At 60.2% G+C, this 16,054-nt stretch carries 15 protein-coding genes; 4 read left to right on the forward strand and 11 right to left on the reverse strand.

What is annotated here, in order from left to right; all coding sequences use genetic code 11:
- Positions 1-194: 194 nt before the first annotated feature.
- A complete protein-coding gene (pyk, locus tag AC4PS6_RS28725) occupies positions 195-1,646 on the reverse strand; it encodes a pyruvate kinase (protein WP_003193904.1) in 1,452 nt (483 codons plus the stop codon).
- A gap of 173 nt (positions 1,647-1,819) precedes the next feature.
- Here pyk and AC4PS6_RS28730 point away from each other — a divergent pair, with 173 nt between their 5' ends.
- Entirely contained in the window at positions 1,820-2,194 is a 375-nt protein-coding gene (locus tag AC4PS6_RS28730) for a tetratricopeptide repeat protein (protein ID WP_003193903.1), read from the forward strand.
- Positions 2,195-2,416: 222 nt separating this feature from the next.
- Entirely contained in the window at positions 2,417-2,776 is a 360-nt protein-coding gene (locus tag AC4PS6_RS28735) for a PilZ domain-containing protein (protein WP_019821226.1), read from the forward strand.
- Between the two features lie 52 nt (positions 2,777-2,828).
- Here AC4PS6_RS28735 and AC4PS6_RS28740 read toward each other — a convergent pair whose 3' ends face one another.
- From AC4PS6_RS28740 to AC4PS6_RS28765, 6 genes are read right to left on the reverse strand one after another with little or no spacing between them, the layout of a single operon-like run.
- The gene (locus AC4PS6_RS28740) at positions 2,829-4,160 is read right to left on the reverse strand and encodes a DUF58 domain-containing protein (RefSeq protein WP_236465985.1); all 1,332 of its coding nucleotides are present in this window, start codon (positions 4,158-4,160) and stop codon (positions 2,829-2,831) included.
- A 7-nt stretch (positions 4,161-4,167) separates the two neighbouring features.
- Positions 4,168-5,163, reverse strand: coding sequence for an AAA family ATPase (locus AC4PS6_RS28745; protein ID WP_336827418.1), 996 nt, complete (start codon positions 5,161-5,163; stop codon positions 4,168-4,170).
- Positions 5,160-6,308, reverse strand: coding sequence for a DUF4350 domain-containing protein (locus AC4PS6_RS28750; RefSeq protein ID WP_020302716.1), 1,149 nt, complete (start codon positions 6,306-6,308; stop codon positions 5,160-5,162). Before AC4PS6_RS28750 ends, AC4PS6_RS28745 begins: the two co-directional genes overlap by 4 nt.
- A complete protein-coding gene (locus AC4PS6_RS28755; RefSeq protein ID WP_019821229.1) occupies positions 6,305-7,834 on the reverse strand; it encodes a DUF4129 domain-containing protein in 1,530 nt (509 codons plus the stop codon). Before AC4PS6_RS28755 ends, AC4PS6_RS28750 begins: the two co-directional genes overlap by 4 nt.
- The gene (locus tag AC4PS6_RS28760) at positions 7,821-8,801 is read right to left on the reverse strand and encodes a stage II sporulation protein M (protein WP_019821231.1); all 981 of its coding nucleotides are present in this window, start codon (positions 8,799-8,801) and stop codon (positions 7,821-7,823) included. Before AC4PS6_RS28760 ends, AC4PS6_RS28755 begins: the two co-directional genes overlap by 14 nt.
- Positions 8,798-9,490 carry an RDD family protein gene (locus AC4PS6_RS28765; RefSeq protein ID WP_014719736.1) on the reverse strand — a complete coding sequence of 231 codons (693 nt, stop codon included), beginning with the start codon at positions 9,488-9,490 and terminating at the stop codon, positions 8,798-8,800. Before AC4PS6_RS28765 ends, AC4PS6_RS28760 begins: the two co-directional genes overlap by 4 nt.
- Positions 9,491-9,657: 167 nt before the next feature.
- On the opposite strand from AC4PS6_RS28765, the gene sbcB reads away from it, so the two are divergent.
- Complete coding sequence (sbcB, locus tag AC4PS6_RS28770) at positions 9,658-11,085, forward strand: exodeoxyribonuclease I (protein WP_014719735.1); 1,428 nt, start codon at positions 9,658-9,660, stop codon at positions 11,083-11,085.
- A gap of 90 nt (positions 11,086-11,175) precedes the next feature.
- On the opposite strand, the gene mvaT is transcribed toward sbcB, so the two are convergent.
- The gene (mvaT, locus tag AC4PS6_RS28775; RefSeq protein ID WP_019821235.1) at positions 11,176-11,550 is read right to left on the reverse strand and encodes a histone-like nucleoid-structuring protein MvaT; all 375 of its coding nucleotides are present in this window, start codon (positions 11,548-11,550) and stop codon (positions 11,176-11,178) included.
- A 351-nt stretch (positions 11,551-11,901) separates the two neighbouring features.
- Between mvaT and purU the strand changes: the two genes are divergently transcribed.
- Positions 11,902-12,750, forward strand: a complete 849-nt coding sequence (gene purU, locus AC4PS6_RS28780) for a formyltetrahydrofolate deformylase (RefSeq protein ID WP_019821236.1) — start codon at positions 11,902-11,904, stop codon at positions 12,748-12,750.
- Between the two features lie 123 nt (positions 12,751-12,873).
- Here purU and gpgF read toward each other — a convergent pair whose 3' ends face one another.
- From gpgF to gpgS, 3 genes are read right to left on the reverse strand one after another with little or no spacing between them, the layout of a single operon-like run.
- Entirely contained in the window at positions 12,874-13,983 is a 1,110-nt protein-coding gene (gene gpgF / locus AC4PS6_RS28785) for a glucosaminyl phosphatidylglycerol flippase (protein ID WP_336827420.1), read from the reverse strand.
- The gene (gene gpgD / locus AC4PS6_RS28790) at positions 13,971-14,723 is read right to left on the reverse strand and encodes an N-acetylglucosaminyl phosphatidylglycerol deacetylase (protein WP_336827421.1); all 753 of its coding nucleotides are present in this window, start codon (positions 14,721-14,723) and stop codon (positions 13,971-13,973) included. Before gpgD ends, gpgF begins: the two co-directional genes overlap by 13 nt.
- Positions 14,716-15,837, reverse strand: coding sequence for an N-acetylglucosaminyl phosphatidylglycerol synthase (gpgS, locus tag AC4PS6_RS28795; protein WP_014719730.1), 1,122 nt, complete (start codon positions 15,835-15,837; stop codon positions 14,716-14,718). Before gpgS ends, gpgD begins: the two co-directional genes overlap by 8 nt.
- Between the last annotated feature and the right edge of the window lie 217 nt (positions 15,838-16,054).

Below are 16,054 nucleotides of genomic sequence, written 5' to 3' on the forward strand. Positions count from 1 at the left end.
GTATCGGGGCTTATCGTCCGGAGCCGATGACGCCATCGCAGGCAAGCCAGCTCCCACAGTAGACCGAGTTGTCTGACTATTGTGGGAGCTGGCTTGCCTGCGATGAGGCGCTGAAATTCAACACAGTGGCCTGCACTGAAATGCAAAAAGCCCCGCCATTCACAGGGCGGGGCTTTTGTTTTTCAGCTTGTCACTCAGACCTGCGGGTCGCCCACATGCAGGATCTTCATGCCATTGGTGCCACCGGTGGTGTGGTAGCTGTCGCCCTTGGTCAGGATGACCCAGTCGCCTTTCTCCACGACGCCGCGTTTGACCAACTCGTCGATCGCCTTCTGGCTGACTTCGTTCGGTGCCAGCGACGCCGGGTCGAACGGGATGGTGTACACGCCACGGAACATGGCCGCGCGGGCCTGGGCTTCGCGGTGTGGGGTGAAAGCGTAGATAGGCACCGAGGAACGGATGCGCGACATGATCAACGGCGTGTAGCCACTTTCGGTCAGGGCGATGATGGCCTTGACACCCGGGAAGTGGTTGGCGGTGTACATGGCAGCCAGGGCGATGCTCTGGTCACAGCTTTCGAAAACCTTGCCGATGCGGTGGCTGGAGGTCTTGCTGGTCGGGTGCTTTTCGGCACCGACGCAGATACGCGCCATGGCCTGCACGGCTTCCAGCGGGTACGGGCCGGCGGCACTTTCAGCCGAGAGCATCACGGCGTCGGTGTAGTCGAGCACGGCGTTGGCCACGTCGGACACTTCGGCACGGGTCGGCATCGGGTTCTGGATCATCGACTCCATCATCTGGGTCGCAACGATCACCGCTTTGTTATGACGGCGTGCGTGCAGGATGATCTTCTTCTGGATACCGATCAGCTCGGCGTCACCGATTTCCACGCCCAGGTCGCCACGGGCAACCATCACGGCATCGGAAGCCTTGATCAGGCCGTCGAGGGTTTCATCATCGGCCACGGCTTCAGCACGCTCGATCTTCGCTACCAGCCAGGCGGTACCGCCGGCTTCGTCGCGCAGCTTACGGGCGTATTCCATGTCGGCGGCGTCGCGCGGGAAGGACACGGCGAGGTAGTCCACTTCCATTTCGGCGGCGAGCTTGATGTCAGCCTTGTCTTTTTCAGTCAGGGCCGGCGCCGTCAGGCCACCACCGCGACGGTTGATGCCTTTGTGGTCGGACAGCGGGCCGCCGATGATCACGGTGCAATTGAGTTCGGTCGGCGTGGCAGTGTCGACGCGCATGACCACACGGCCGTCGTCCAGCAGCAGCTCGTCACCGACGCCGCAGTCCTTGACCAGGTCCGGGTAGTCGATGCCCACCACGTCCTGGGTGCCTTCGGTCAGCGGGTGGCTGGTGGAGAAGGTGAATTTGTCACCGATCTTCAGCTCGATCCGCTTGTTGGTAAATTTGGCGATACGGATTTTCGGGCCTTGCAGGTCGCCCAAGAGTGCAACGAAGCGGCCATGCTTGGCGGCCAGGTCACGCACCAGCTTGGCACGAGCCTTGTGCTCGTCCGGGGTGCCGTGGGAGAAGTTCAGACGGGCGACGTCCAAACCAGCCAGAATCAGCTGTTCGAGGACTTCCGGCGAGTTACTGGCCGGGCCAAGGGTGGCGACGATTTTGGTACGACGGACGGACATGCACGGACTCCTGAGTTCAAGCGCTGGGGAAGGCTACTATGCTCTTTCGTTGTAGTCATTGTTCGTTTGCACTACTTATCGACGATTGGCTTGTTTTGGCTGCGGTTGAATGGGCAAACGCCTTGAAGATTTTCGACCAGGGGTCGATACACTGCACAAGACAGGAGAACCCCATGCGAATTTTGCTCGTTGCTGCCCTGGCCGTCAGTGTTGTCGGCTGTACCCGCTGGTCGATGGACCACCATTTGAACAACGCTTACCGCGCCTATGGGGTCGGTGATTGCCAGCGTGTCACCCTGGAGTTGTCTCAGGTCGATCGCGAGAGCCGTACCCGCCGCTACGTGCAACCGGAGGTTTCGATGTTGCGCGGGCAGTGCCTGGAACGCCAGAAACTGTTTGTCGATGCCGCACAGACCTATCAGTTCATCATCGGCCACTACCCGTCGAGCGAGTACGCCTATCGAGCCCGTGCGCGGCTCGATACCTTGCAGCAACTGGGGCATCTGCCGGCTGCAGGCCTGGCAAAACCAAGGCCTGCGTCGTTGTAATGGTATTTGTCATTTTATAGCTGGCCTGTCGCCAGTCTTGGGCTAATCTTTGAATGTCTGTTTGTGCAGTTTCCCATTCGAACGGATGCAAGGCCCGGATTCGGCATTTGTTTGGTGACAAGCGGTAGGTTTTGTCACACCGAGATCCAGGGAGAGCGAGCGATTGCTTGTTCCGAATCACTGGCACGGCCAGATTTTTGGCTATTGGATGGCGACTTCACCATGTTTACCGAACGACGGATCGAGCGGCATCAACTGCCGTATTTTCTGCAGGTGTTCAATCGTATTACCGACAAGCCAATCGGCTATCTTGGAAATGTGTCTGAAAACGGTCTGATGCTGATCAGCTCGTTACCCATGATGACCGAGGTGGATTTCGAGCTGCGCTTGAAAGTGCCGGTGGCGCAAGGCGAGTTCAAGGCGATTGACCTCACGGCAACCTGCTTGTGGAGCCACGAGGATGTCACCCCGCAGCATTACGACTCGGGGTTCAGCGTGCTTGAGGCGCCCGAGGAATACCGGCACCTGATCAACGCGCTGTTGCAGTACTTCAGCTTTTATCCTTTGCAGGCCTCTGTCTGAATTATGCGTGGGGTCGTGGCCGTTTCCTGGCCATACCCCTGCGCAGTCATCCTCAGAATACCCCGGCCTTTTTCCACTCCAGATAGCGTGTGACCAGCCCGGCACCCAGCGCCGATGGCAAGGTATCGAGCACCGACAGCCCATGGGCACTCAAACGATCATGGCGTTGGTTGCGGGTGTTGAGGTAATCGATCGTGCCGCTGTAAGCCAGGGCTTCGGGCAATGTCTGCACAGGCGTCTGACGTAGCTGGTCGAGGACCTCTTCCCTCAGGCTGGCCACCAGTACCCGGTGATGCCTGCCGATACGCTGGACGGCAGCCATCAGCGCTTCATCCTCCTCATCCCGCAGGTTGGTGACGATGATCACCAGCGCCCGGCGTTTTTGACGTGCCAACAACTGGCTGGCGGCCGCCTGGTAGTCGGCGGTTTTTCGCGTGGTCTGTAGGTCATAGACCGCATTGAGCAACAGGTTCAATTGGCCACTGCCCTTGACCGGCTTCAGGTAGCGCGGCTGGTCGCTGGCGAACGTGCACAGCCCTACCGCATCGCCCTGTCGCAAGGCGACATAGCTCAGCAGCAGGCAGGCATTGAGCGCGTGATCAAAATGGGAAAGTTCGTCATCCTGGCTGCGCATGTGCTGGCCGCAATCGAGCATGAACACGATTTGCTGGTCGCGTTCGTCCTGGTATTCCCGGGCAATGGGCGTTCGTTGGCGGGCGGTGGCTTTCCAGTCGATCTGACGCAGGCTGTCACCTTCACGAAACTCGCGCAGTTGGTGAAATTCCAGGCCCAACCCTCGCCGCTGATGTTGGCGCACGCCCAGTTGGCTCAGCCAGTTATCCACACCCCGTAACTGCGCACCGTATAAGCGCGCGAAATCCGGGTAAACACGGGTGGAATCGCGGGTGTCGACCCATCGTCGTGCCGACCACAGCCCCAATGGGCTGGGCAGCAGCAGCTCGCAGCGACTGAAATGGAAGTGCCCGCGCCGCAAGGGGCGCACGCGATAGCCCAGCTCAGCACGTTCACCGGGGCGTAGTTGAATGAATTGAGGCAGGTTCTCCACACCCAGGCCATCGGGCACGTGATCGAACACCTGCACGGTCAGTGGTTGCGGGTAGTCGTGCTCCAGGCACAGGCGTATTTCTTCCCAGCGCCCCAGCGCCAGGCTGCCGGGCAGTGTCCTGTATACGCGGACCGAGGGGCGGCGGCGCAAGCGTGCGGCATCCAGCATCGCCAGCAGCAACAGGGCCAGCAGCAGGCCCCAGGCCACGGAATGCAAGGCGGCGGGCACTTTCAACTGCAACGCTGCCGAGGCACCTAACAGGGCGCTCAGTCCGAGCAGGGCGCTCAGCCAGGTCAGGAGCAGACGGGTCGGTTTCATGGCCGCGTCATTGCCTTGGTGCCGCAATCTGGTCGAGTAACTGCTGGAGCACCTGGTCGACCTCCAAGCCGTCGATGTCCAGCTCTGGTGCGATGCGTACCCGGTGACGCAGTACCGCCAGGGCGCAGCCCTTGATGTCATCGGGGGTGACGAATTCGCCACCGCGCAACAGCGCACGGGCACGGGCACCGCGTACCAGAGCGATGGAGGCCCTGGGGCCGGCACCGATGGCCAGCCCCGGCCAACTGCGCGTGGCACGGGCCAGGCGCACCGCGTAGTCGAGCACCTGCTCATCCAACGGCAAGTCACTGGCAATTTGCTGCATCCGTACCACGTCCTCGGCGTGCAGCACGGTACGCAACGGCTGCACCTCCAACATGTCTGCCTTGGACGAGCGCGTCACTTCGCGGACCATATCCAGCTCTTGTAGAGCATCCGGGTAGTCCATTCGCACCTTGAGCATGAAGCGGTCCAGTTCGGCCTCGGGCAGTGGGTAGGTGCCTTCCTGTTCGATAGGATTCTGGGTTGCCAGGACCATGAAGGGCTGGCCGATGGGCAACGCCTCGCCCTCCAGGGTCACTTGGCGTTCCTGCATGGCCTCCAGCAGCGCTGCCTGGGTCTTGGCGGGTGCACGGTTGATCTCGTCGGCCAGCAACAGGTGGGTGAACAACGGCCCCTTGCGCAGTTTGAACTGTTCGGTCTGCAGGTCGTAAACGGCGTGGCCGGTGACATCGCTGGGCATTAGGTCCGGGGTGAACTGGATGCGGGCGAAATCACCGCCAAAGCAGCGGGCCAGGGCCCGTACCAGCAAGGTCTTGCCCAGGCCAGGCACGCCTTCAAGCAGGACGTGGCCGCCTGCGATCAGGGCGGTGAGCACGTCGTCAATCACCGGGTCCTGGCCAATCACGGCCTTGCGCAATTCCACGCGCAGCGCCTGGGCCTGCTGGCTGGCCTGCTGAAGGTTTTCGGCGGTCAGGGCGGTGGCCAGTGGAGAGTCGCTCATAAGGCATTCCTGAGGGTTTGCAGGTGCGCCACCTGACGGCTGAAGTCGGCGCTGGAAAGCCGCTTCAGCGCAACGGGCTCAAGCGCCTGGCTGATGATGTGAGGGGGTTGTCGCGTAAGGTGTTCCAGCACTTGGCGTTGCTCTGACGCATCGAGGTGTTCGAACCCTGGATGGCGTCGCCGGGCTGCGCGCAGGATGTCGTGTCGCAAGGCTTGCAACAACGTGCCCGGGCCGCTGCGGCGCAATAGGAAGTCCGCGCTGGCCTGCAAGTGTTCCTGCAGCTGGCGACGTGCCTTGGGCGCCGGTGTCTGGATCGGGCCCTGGCGCATGCCTGCCTGCCACAGCCCCAAAGCAAGCAGCGCAACCAGGGCGACGAGGGCCTGGGGGAAATAACGGAGCAACAGAGTAAACAGATCGTCTGTGTCGCTGTTGAACAGCAGGGTGACGTCAGTGTCCTGGTTCAGGTACCACAGCAACCAGGCGTTATCATGGTTGCCGATATCTGTGGTTTTCCATAGGTCGCTGTCGGTGATCACCGTGACGCGACCTTGCCCCAGGTCGAGTTGCATCAGGTGGCTGGACTGGGCGCTGTTGGCGGAAAACTGCGCCAGGTGCTTGGGGTCGGTGAGGTTGAAGTAAGTGTCAAAACTAAAGTACGCCGGTGCGGTTTCGTTGTCGACATAGAGCTTGGTCAGATCCGGTTTGGTTTTTTTACGCGGTGGCACGGGTTCGTCGCTCAAGGTTTGGCGGATAGTGAGGCGATCAAGCAGCAGGTCACCGCTTGTGCCGGCTTCTTCATCCCATAATGCCTCGGCGACCAGGAGCAGGTGGCCACCGGCTTTTGCCCAGCCCAGCAGTTGGTCGACCTGGCGTGGGGTCATGTTGCTGCGCTCTCCCAGCAACAACAGGCTATGGCCTTTGGCGGGCAGTTCGGCGAGTCGTTCAAGGCCCTTGGCGTGTGCCACGACCAAGCCGTGCTGGCGTAGAAAGTGCTCGGCGGCCAGATAGGGATTGGCGCGAGCCTCTGGCGACGGGCCCCGGTCAACCACTTCCTCGTAGGGAATTGCCTTGTGCCAGGCATATAAGCCGCCCGCACCCACCAGGCACGCCAACAACAGCGCTGTCCACAATAGCGCGCGATTCATTGGCCCGCTCCGTCACTGAAAAGAGCACGCCAGTCGCTGCACAGTTTTTGTTGGGCTGAAGAAGGCGGCAGACGGTGACCATAGGCCAGGTTTTGCCAGTGGCGTGTCAGTTCGTCGCTGAACGCCAGTAGCTGCGGTTGTTGCAAATGATGAACACGCTCCAGTACCTGCCCCTCGGTATCGGCGCTTGTCAGTGGCAGGTCGAACTCGTGCAACAGCCGGCTGAGCAACCCGCGATACAGCAGGCCAAGGGCTTCCCGTGGGTGGGTGGGCCATAGTTGTTCGGCGGTACTGGCGATGTCTTCGGGCAATGTCTCGGTGCCCAGTTCCAGCCCGAACAACTGAGCGGGAACGGGCGAGGGAGCGGCCGTGCGAGTAGGCCCAAGGCGGCTGACGAACGTGCGCAACCATTCACGGTAACGCCAGCACACCAGGGCCAGGCCGCCAATCAGAAGGCTCCAGAGCAGTATTTCCAAAGTTTTGGCGACGTATTTGAAGGTGTCGCTGTTAAGGTTGTCGAGCAGTGCCTGGAGCCAGCCAGGTAATTTGCCGTCGCCCGTGGCCTTGTTTTTAACCGGCGCTTTTTCTTCGCCAAACCGATAGCGTGTGACGGTTTCCGGGTTCTTGAAAGGTGGCTTTTCCAGCAACGCCTGGATGGATTGGCTGGCGGCCTGGGTGCTAAGTGGCTTATGGGCTGTGGTTTCATCTGCCATGGTCGGTGGGCTGATGTGTAGCAACGCCAGGCCAACCACCAGCAACAGCAGCGGTGCGACATTGCTCAGGCGCTGGCGCAGCCGACGGAATACCAGTTCCAGGTCCCAGGCCTCCAGCACTGTGCGGCGGTTGAGGTACAGGCTGAAGCCACAGGCGACGTAGATGGGTTCCCAGAACACCAGGACCAGGGCATAGAAGGCATTGCTCAGGTGCTCAAGCCAAAGCACGTCCGAGGCTGACGCGAATATTAGCCGTTGCCAGTCCCAGTCCAGTTCAACCTGTTGCGGGATGAAGAGATAGAACAGGGTCATGCCGCCAAACCAGAGGCCGATTTCCATGTGCACACCGATGGTCGTCAGCCAGCGTGCGGCGCCAGCGTTACGTTGCAGCAACACTCCAAGGCGTCGTTGACGTGCGTCACCGTCCAGGCCTTCCAGTTGGCTGACGGGCAGGGTGAAGCTGCGGCTCATGCTCAGCCGCCGCCACGTCAGGCTTGCGAACAGTTGCCCCTTGAGCAATTGCGGCCACTGGCGAACGGCCTGTTTGAGGCTGGGGGGCTCACCAAACAGGGCCTTGGACAGAATGTACAGCGGCAAGCGGTCGAAGGCCGGCTTGAGCCACCAGAACAGGAACATGACCAAAGACGGGTAATTCCAGAGCAGCACCGTCAACAGGCTGAATACCGGCAAGCTTACCAGCGCCCAACTGCCCATCAGCAGGACACGGTGTTCCCTGGCCATCAGTACGCCCAGGTCCATGGCTTCCCAGGAAGTACGCGGGCGAATCACCACGCTGGCGTCAGTCAGGCGCATGGCGACTCCGCCCGGCCAGGGACAGGTAAGCGGCCACCAGCAGCCAGAGCGCGGCGCCTACTGCGTATTTGATCCAGGGCTCAATGCGAGTGGTTGAGGACCAGTAGGCTTCGATAAAGGCTGCGATCAACAGGAACACCATGACACCGCAAAGCATCCGTACGCTTTTGCGGGCGGCCAGGCGCAGGGCCTCGCTGCGTGCCAAGCGCCCGGGGGCAACCAGTGACCAGCCCAGTTGCAAACCTGCGGCACCGGCCAGCGTGATGGCGCTCAACTCGAATGCGCCGTGACCAATGACAAACGACCAGAAGGTCTGGCCATAGCCAATGTCGGTAAGGTGCCCGGAGACTGCACCTATGACCAGGCCGTTGAAAATCAGGAAGAACACACTGCCCAGGCCGAACAACAGGCCGGCGGCAAAGGTCTGGAAGGCGATGCCGATGTTGTGCATCACGTAATAGCCAAACATCATCCAGTCTTCGCTGGCGGCCCGTTCGGCAGCACGGCCCAGACGGCTGGCGTCGGGGTTGTACATGCCCTGCATGTCGGCCACCTGCTGGGGGCTGATGATGCTGTAGATAAGATCGGGGAACAGGTACACCAGCAGGGCTATCCCCACCAGGCTGCCAAAGAATAGCAGGCCAGCGATCAGCACGAAGCGCCATTGTTCGCGTACCAGGCGCGGGAAGTCGGCGAGAAGAAACGCCAGTATGTTTGCCGTCAGTTGGCTGCGATGGCGATACAGTTGTTGATGGCCGCGCAGTGCCAGTTGTTGCAACGTGTCGACCAGGTAACTGCTATAGCCGCGTTGCTGAGCCAGGGCCAGATGTTGGCACAGGCGTCGATATTGATGCGGGAAGTCGGCAACATCGGCGGCCTTGGCTTTACCTTGCTCCAGTTGTGTCAACTGCTCGGCGAAGGTATGCCATTGGCGCTGGTGGCGGCTTTCAAAAAGGCTCTGCTTCATGTCGGCCCCAACAAACCACGGGCTACCCCGTTGAGTTGCTCCACGGCGCGCGGCGCAGACACCTGCAGGGGCTCTGCGAGGATGGCGGCCAATTCATGCACCCGTTCGGCCGAGAGTTCGGCCTGGCGTTCGGCGAAACCGAGGATGGCCCTCTGTTCGCTCAACTCCAGTGCGAAGGGTAGGCGCAGGGCGGGCGCTTGAGGGATGCTTGGGCGTACCAGCGGCAATTCCCGGTAGACCACCAGCGTACCGGCGGCCAGGTCGCCGAGCCGCTTGAAGTGCGGATGTTGCAGGCAACTGATCGCGCCCAGGAAATAACCGAAGGGCAGCATGTCGACAAAACGCAGCAGGTTGCGGATCAGCGATGCCGACCAGCCAATGGGCGTGCCGTCATCTTGTACCACGCGCAGCCCCATGACCTGCTTGCCTGGCGAGCAGCCCTGGTTGAGCACTTCGAACAACACCATGTACCACCAGCTCACCAGGAACAGCAGCAGCGAACCCAGCCCGATCCCCACATTGCCGAGCAGCGCCAGCGGCACCAGCAGGATACCCATGATGATCCCGCGCACGCCCAGGTCGAATGCAAACGCCAATGCCCGGGAGGGCAGGCCAGCAGGGCGCAGGGGCAGGTCGATGCCCTCGGGCGTTTCTATCTGATAGTGGGTATCCAGAGGGGTTGATGGCATTGCGATCCTTGGCACTGCGAGGCGACTTGAGAGACACGGATGCTAGCAGTGTCGAGGATGGAAGCAACCACCCGAGGTTTTTCTGGATATTTATACAGTAAGGTGTCGCTGGCCCCGGACGCCTTGCAGCGCCTAGACTTTGTCGGTCTTCAGCACAGGAATAGCCCGTGACCTCGATTTTCTGGTACGACTATGAAACCACCGGCATCAACCCGCGCAACGATCGCCCGCTCCAGGTAGCCGGTATCCGCACCGACCTTGAGCTCAATGAGGTCGGTGCGCCGATCAACCTTTATTGCCAGCCCAGCGACGATATCCTGCCTCATCCGGCAGCGTGTGCGATCACGGGCATTACGCCGAGTATCCTCGCTGAGAAGGGCCTTGCCGAAGCCGATTTCATGACTCGGGTGCACGCCGAATTGGCCGCGCCAGGTACCTGCGGCGCCGGCTACAACACCCTGCGATTCGACGATGAAATGACGCGCTACAGTCTGTACCGCAATTTTTTCGACCCCTATGCGCGCGAGTGGCAGGGCGGCAACAGTCGCTGGGACTTGATCGATGTGATGCGCACCGCCTACGCCCTGCGGCCGGAGGGCATCAACTGGCCCGAGCAGGACGGGCGTGTGACCCTCAAGCTCGAACGCTTGACAGAGGCCAACGGCATAGACCACGGCCAGGCCCATGACGCGTTGTCGGATGTGCGTGCAACCATCGCCCTGGCGCGGTTGGTCCGGGAGAAACAACCGAAGTTATATGAATGGTTGTTTCAACTGCGCAGTAAACAACGGGTCATGGATCAGGTGCGGTTGCTGCAACCGATGGTGCATATCTCCGGGCGTTTCTCCGCCGAACGCCATTACCTGGGCGTGGTCTTGCCCCTGGCCTGGCACCCACGCAATCGCAATGCCTTGATCGTCTGTGACCTGGGGCTCGATCCGCAAGGGCTGTTGGACCTGGATGCGGCGACCCTGCGCCAGCGTCTTTACACGCGCCGCGATGAGCTGGCCGAAGGTGAGCTGCCGGTTCCGCTCAAGCTACTGCATATCAACCGCTGCCCGGTGGTTGCGCCGTTGAAGGTGCTGCGCCCGCAAGATCTTGAGCGCCTGCAACTGGATAAGGAGGCTTGCCTCGCGCGGGCGCTGCGACTAACTGACGCACAGGAAGTTTGGCGGGACAAGTTAGCGGCCATTTATGCCGAGGAAGACTTTGCGTCGAACGCGGACCCGGAGCAGCAGCTCTACGAGGGTTTTATTGGTGATCGTGACCGCCGTTTATGTGAGCAAGTTCGCATGGCAGAGCCCGCGCAATTAGCCCGTCAGCAGTGGCCGTTCGATGATCATCGTTTGCCGGAATTATTATTTCGCTACCGGGCGCGTAACTTTCCTGAAACCTTGAACAATGACGAGCAACAACGCTGGAAACTTTTCTGTCAGCAACGTTTGTCGGAGGCGCAGTGGGGGGCGCCGAATACCCTGTTGGCATTTAAGCAGGCGCGTGAGGAGTTGGCGGTTAGTGCTACATCGTTTCAGTGCCAGGTGCTGGCGCAATGGCAGGACTATGTGGATTCATTAGCGGCGCGCTTGAGTCTGTAAGCGCATAACTACAGAATATTCAGACAATAAAAAACGCCAGCAAGCTGGCGTTTTTCATGTGTGACGTATCGGGTGAACGTCCGACCGGGCTTAGCCCAGCAGGGTTGCCCAACCTTCAACTACGTCACCGCCCCACTTGGCTTTCCACTCTTTCAGAGTTTTGTGGTTGCCACCTTTGGTTTCAATCACTTCGCCGTTGTGTGGGTTTTTGTATTGCTTGACCTTGCGAGCACGCTTGGTGCCGGTAGTTTTCACAGCGCCGCGCGGTGCTTTAACTTTCGACTCTGGATCCAGCAGCGCGATGATGTCACGCAGGGATTTGGAGTATTCACCCATCAGGGTGCGCAATTTGCCTTCGAATTCCAGCTCGGTTTTCAGCTTGTCGTCTTCGGACAGGTTCTTCAAACGGGCTTGCAGCTCTTTGATAGCTTCTTCGGTGGCGCGGTATTCGTTGATCAGTGACATGTGGACTACCTTATGTAGAACGCTGAATGACAGGGTGAGTGGCCTAATAATAGTCAGGCAATTTCATCAAGTAAACATTTAAGACGTTATTCAGGTGAATGACATTGAATGTGTGTGAGAAAACCTGGCCGATGAGTTAATTAGTCAGCGTTAAGCGCAAAGATAATCGCGTTAATTTTTTGCTACTGACCTCAGCATGCCGTTGTACCGTCATATAGCGGTGGTAAAACCTTACACGATTAAGGGGTGTTGCCACGGCCATGCCTCAAGATAAGGTGCAAGGGAATACTGCAGTTTTTCTGCGTAATCGCTAGAATAGCGGCCTTTGTGAAGTTCTGGAGTTTCCCCCTAATGCGCACTTTTCGGCTGGTGATTGCTTGCCCGGACCGGGTTGGCATCGTTGCCAAGGTCAGTAACTTTCTGGCTTCCCATAATGGCTGGATCACCGAGGCGAGCCATCACTCGGACGATCTCAGTGGTTGGTTTTTCATGCGTCACGAAATCCGTGCCGATACGCTGCCCTTTGGCCTGGAAGCATTCCGCGAGGCGTTTGCGCCGATTGCCGAAGAGTTTTCGATGACCTGGCACATCACCGATACAGAGCAGAAGAAACGCGTGGTGCTGATGGCCAGCCGCGAATCCCACTGCCTGGCAGACCTGCTGCACCGCTGGCACAGCGACGAACTCGATTGCGAGATTGCTTGCGTGATCTCCAACCACGATGACCTGCGCAGCATGGTCGAATGGCATGGCATCCCTTATTACCATGTGCCGGTCAACCCACAGGACAAGGAACCGGCATTTGCCGAGGTATCGCGACTGGTCAAGCAGCATGATGCGGATGTAGTGGTGCTGGCGCGCTACATGCAAATCCTGCCACCGGAACTGTGCCGCGAATACGCTGGCAAGGTGATCAACATCCACCACAGCTTCTTGCCGTCCTTTGTCGGTGCCAAGCCGTATCACCAGGCTTCCCTGCGTGGCGTGAAGCTGATTGGTGCAACCTGCCACTACGTGACCGAAGAGCTGGACGCCGGCCCGATCATCGAGCAGGACGTGGTGCGCGTCAGCCACAGCGACAGCATTGAAGACATGGTGCGCTTCGGCCGTGACGTCGAGAAGATGGTGCTGGCCCGTGGCCTGCGCTATCACTTGGAAGATCGCGTGTTGGTGCACGGCAACAAGACCGTGGTCTTCTGACCCAGCGATTTTGATTGAAAGACACCGGGGCCTGGAGGTAAAACTCTCCAGGCCCTTTTTTATTTCTGTTTCAGGAGATTCCCATGAGCGACCCGCTGGATAAAGCCACCTCACGGGCGCCTGCTACCTTGGGCGAGGGCTGTTTGAGTCGTTACGACCCGGACGCGCTGGATGCCGAGGATGGTACTGATTTTCCAGGCGCGGCGCGTTTATGGGAGCAGACACAGGCGCAGGACCAGCCGCCTGCCGCCCCTGAAAAAGACGCTTGAGCAGCGGTTTGCCGACCATCAATAGAAACACTGGCGCACCGGCCAGCAAATAGAAGTAGTAGGTCACCGCGCGCCAGATCAGAATTGCCGCAGCCGCTGTGGATGTGCCCACCATGGGCGCCAGCAGTGCCGCTGACGTCAATTCCGCAGCGCCGGCCCCGCCTGGCGCCAGGCTGAACTGCCCCGCAGTCAGGGATAACATCTGGATCAGAAAGCTCCAGGCCCACTGTACCTCGCCCCCCAACCCGCGCAGCGCCAGGTACAGCACGCTGTAACGCAGCAGCCAATGCAGGCTGGTCAGCGCAAAGACCCCAAGCAAGGTGCTCCGGGGTAGTTTCAGGGTGGCGCTGAACGCCGCAAGAAAACGCAGCAACCGGCGTGCCCAGCGTCGGCGGGTGGTAGCGCCGACCTTCATGGCCTTGAGTGCCAAACCCGCCAGGCGAATCAGCCGCCGGTGAACATGCACCACGGCCCAGCCACTGATTACCCCACCCACCATCGACACGGCGCTGAGCCCCAGCAACCACTCCAGACGCGGGCTGAGGCTATGGAACAGCGCATACAGCAAGATCCCTACCAGTGCGCAGAGAAAAAACACCAGGTCGCTCAACTGGTCCATGGCGAACACCGCGCTGCCATGGGCGGGGCGGATACCGTTGCGCGCCAGCAGGGCCATCAGGGTCAACGGCCCGCCGCTGCCGCCGGGAGTTGCACACATGGCGAATTCAGTGGATATCACCACGCCAAGGCTTTTGAGCGGCCCTAACTGGCCGCGATGCTCGCCAAGCAACAGGCGGATGCGCAGGCTGTTGATCAGCCAGCAGCCGATGATCATGGCGAACATCCCCAGTAACTGGGGCAACGGAAACTGGCGCAGGCGCGCAATGCTTTCGCCGCCGCCCAGCCACAATGGAATCACCAGCGCCACCAAGAGCGCCAACACTAACCAGATCAGTCGGCCCATGGCTGCGTCGCCAGCCAGGCGGCCTTGGTTTGGGGGACGCGCCCCGCGTTGAGCAGGCGTTGCAGGGTGTCTAGCCAATAATCGCGGGAAAACCTGTGGCGCATGTCCACCGGATGCAAACCCAGTCGGATCAGCGGGGCGGCCTGCCATCGCTGTTCACGGCGATCAGTGAGGATTTTGGACAATCCCCGGCGCCATGCACTGCGGGCGCTCCACACCAGGCCAGGGGCGTTGATAGGCGTGAAGTCCGGTAGGCGATAAAAATGTTGTGGGTCGCTGGTGTAGCTCAGCGGCAACTGGCGCAATGCCTGCCGGGTGCCATCGCTCATCAACCAGGCTGGCGCAACAAAGCCATGCAGCGGCCAGCCATTGCGCTGGAATACCTCAATGCCGGCGGTCAACCGCCGCAACGCCTCGGCTTCGGACAGCTGGTAAAACTCGCCTTCGTGGGTATAGATGCGTCGCATAAACCATTCTTTTGGCGTACGCGGCCGAGGTTGGTCGTCGCAATGGTAATAACCATGCAAGGTGAGTTCATCGCCCTTGGCGACACGGCTATCGAGCAGGCGCCGAAAATCGCGGTGGGCGGCCAGGTTGTCATGGTGATGGAAGTCCGGCACCACCAGCCAAGTGATGGGCACGTCGCCCAGTGCATCGACGGCCTCGACGAAGGGCCGGTAGTCGGCCCAGGTGTGCGGTGCCACGTCGTGCAGTACCAGCATCAGCGCGCGCTCAGCCATGGGCGAGCATCGGTTCATGGCTGCCCAGCACGGCGCAGTAATGCCCCAGCAGGCTGTCGACTACTGTGTCCCACGCATAATGCTGCTCGACATGGCGCCGAGCCTGAGCACCCAGGCGTCGGCTGTCGGTACTGAACAACTCGCGCACCGCATCGGCCATGGCCTTGGGGTTGTTTGGCGCACACAGCACGCCACAACGCTCGTCGATAATCTCGGTAAAGGCCCCGGCCGCCACGGCGACCACTGGAATACCGCAGGCCATGGCTTCCAGGATCACCAGGCCGAAGGTCTCCTGGTCGCCACCATGCAGTAAGGCGTCGGCGCTCGCCATCAGCCGAGCGACATGTTGGGCGGGCCGGAATCCGTCAATCACGGTGACATTGTCTGGCACGCTGGCCGGCATGCCGGAGCCCACCAACAGCAAGTGGTAGCCTTCCCCCAGGCGTTTCATGCAGTTGAGCAGCACCGGCAGGTTTTTCTCCTTGGAGCCGCGCCCGGCGAAGATCAGTAGTCGAGTGTCTTCGCCAATCCCCAGTTCGGCGCGCAGGCCGGGGTCACGTACCTCAGGGGTGAAGGTTTGCAGGTCTACACCCAGGGGTTGCACGAAGACATTTCTGACGCCAAGCCCGGTGAGCTTGTCGGCCATTACCTGGCTGGGGGCGAGCACTCGGTCGAAATTCCCATAGAGTTTGCGCACATAGGCTTCAACATTGGGGGTAAACCAAGGCCCCATGCGATTGCTCACCAGCAGTGGCAGGTCGGAGTGGTAAAAGCCGATGACCGGCACATCCAATTGGCGTCGGGCATCCAGTGCGGCCCAGGCGGTCAGGTAAGGGTCGCCAACTTCGATCAGGTCAGGCTGTAAATCGTGCAGGACATTTCGCCAAGGCGCCAAACGAAGGGGGAAGCGATAGCCTTTGCCGAAGGGCAGGGCGGGCGCCGGTACTTTGAAGATGCCGTCCTGCTCGCTCAAGTGTGCACCGGGTATCAACAGGCTGTGGCGAATGCCCGGCTTGAGCGCCAGACGCCGGTGCTTGGCGTCAAGGTAAGTGCGTACGCCACCGCTGGCCGGGGCGTAGAACATGGTTATGTCAGCGATATGCACGATGAACATCCCTCCGATCCATTGCTCTCCCTAGATGGACCTGAGGTAAGGATAGATGTTCGATTGGGATTGGTGTGTTATGCCGGTCTGTTAAACGCAGGTCCCCTGTGGGAGCGGGCTTGCTCGCGAAAGCGGTGAATCAGTCAGTACATCTTCAACTGATAGACTGCTTTCGCGAGCAAGCCCGCTTGTATGCTAGGACTTGAAGGGAGGAGAAGGGACAAAG

Source organism: Pseudomonas sp. DW-iso17 (assembly GCF_058725345.1).

What these genes read in the sequence shown, in the direction of transcription:
- AC4PS6_RS28745 (WP_336827418.1), bottom strand. Translation starts at nt 5,163, where the DNA reads ATGAGCGACTCTCCACTGGCCACCGCCCTGACCGCCGAAAACCTTCAG.
- AC4PS6_RS28750 (WP_020302716.1), bottom strand. Translation starts at nt 6,308, where the DNA reads ATGAATCGCGCGCTATTGTGGACAGCGCTGTTGTTGGCGTGCCTGGTG.
- purU (WP_019821236.1), top strand. Translation starts at nt 11,902, where the DNA reads ATGCGCACTTTTCGGCTGGTGATTGCTTGCCCGGACCGGGTTGGCATC.
- AC4PS6_RS28730 (WP_003193903.1), top strand. Translation starts at nt 1,820, where the DNA reads ATGCGAATTTTGCTCGTTGCTGCCCTGGCCGTCAGTGTTGTCGGCTGT.
- mvaT (WP_019821235.1), bottom strand. Translation starts at nt 11,550, where the DNA reads ATGTCACTGATCAACGAATACCGCGCCACCGAAGAAGCTATCAAAGAG.
- AC4PS6_RS28765 (WP_014719736.1), bottom strand. Translation starts at nt 9,490, where the DNA reads ATGCCATCAACCCCTCTGGATACCCACTATCAGATAGAAACGCCCGAG.
- gpgS (WP_014719730.1), bottom strand. Translation starts at nt 15,837, where the DNA reads ATGTTCATCGTGCATATCGCTGACATAACCATGTTCTACGCCCCGGCC.
- AC4PS6_RS28735 (WP_019821226.1), top strand. Translation starts at nt 2,417, where the DNA reads ATGTTTACCGAACGACGGATCGAGCGGCATCAACTGCCGTATTTTCTG.
- gpgF (WP_336827420.1), bottom strand. Translation starts at nt 13,983, where the DNA reads ATGGGCCGACTGATCTGGTTAGTGTTGGCGCTCTTGGTGGCGCTGGTG.
- AC4PS6_RS28740 (WP_236465985.1), bottom strand. Translation starts at nt 4,160, where the DNA reads ATGAAACCGACCCGTCTGCTCCTGACCTGGCTGAGCGCCCTGCTCGGA.
- AC4PS6_RS28755 (WP_019821229.1), bottom strand. Translation starts at nt 7,834, where the DNA reads ATGCGCCTGACTGACGCCAGCGTGGTGATTCGCCCGCGTACTTCCTGG.
- pyk (WP_003193904.1), bottom strand. Translation starts at nt 1,646, where the DNA reads ATGTCCGTCCGTCGTACCAAAATCGTCGCCACCCTTGGCCCGGCCAGT.
- AC4PS6_RS28760 (WP_019821231.1), bottom strand. Translation starts at nt 8,801, where the DNA reads ATGAAGCAGAGCCTTTTTGAAAGCCGCCACCAGCGCCAATGGCATACC.
- gpgD (WP_336827421.1), bottom strand. Translation starts at nt 14,723, where the DNA reads ATGGCTGAGCGCGCGCTGATGCTGGTACTGCACGACGTGGCACCGCAC.